Annotated in this window: 2 protein-coding genes; both read right to left on the reverse strand. The window is 64.6% G+C overall.

Annotated elements, in window-relative coordinates:
• Positions 1 to 244, reverse strand: a 244-nt coding sequence (locus EN969_RS34700) for a phosphoribosyltransferase family protein (protein ID WP_281060061.1), incomplete at its 3' end; no start/stop codon positions are given.
• A gap of 131 nt (positions 245 to 375) precedes the next feature.
• The coding region (locus tag EN969_RS34705; protein ID WP_164758828.1) for a universal stress protein at positions 376 to 486 on the reverse strand (111 nt) is incomplete at its 5' end.

The raw sequence follows: 486 nt of genomic DNA on the forward strand, positions 1-486 counted from the left end.
CCTTGAGGACCTGCAGCTGCCCCTGGCTGGTATAATCGTGATAGGAGGCGACGCAGACGGTTTCGATGACGCGGATGCCAAGTTCACGCGAGATGATCGCCGCCGGCACCAACCCGCCTCGCGTGATGCAGACGATCGCTTTCCATTGCCCCTTGTTGGCACCGGCAAGCCGCCAGGCGAGTGCGCGAGCGTCGCGATGGAACTGGTCCCAGGAGACCGGAAAGGCTTTTTCGGGAAGGGACATGTCGCGCACTCCACAGCACGCGGGGATCGCGCGCAAGAAAACAGGGGAATGCGCGCGGAATTAGCTGGAAAGCCCCCATCTTGGCAAGAGCAGGGGCCTTGGCAAGGCAAGGGCCAGCGATCGCTGTGGGCTTACCGCGACAGGAAGGCTGCCACCGGCGCGGTGCGCAGCACGCTGCGCGTCACGCCGCCGAACAGAAGCTGGCGCAGCCATGAATGGCTGTAGGCGCCGAGCACCAGCAG

It is taken from the genome of Mesorhizobium sp. M7A.F.Ca.CA.003.01.2.1 (assembly GCF_003998945.1).
GTDB lineage: Bacteria > Pseudomonadota > Alphaproteobacteria > Rhizobiales > Rhizobiaceae > Mesorhizobium > Mesorhizobium ciceri.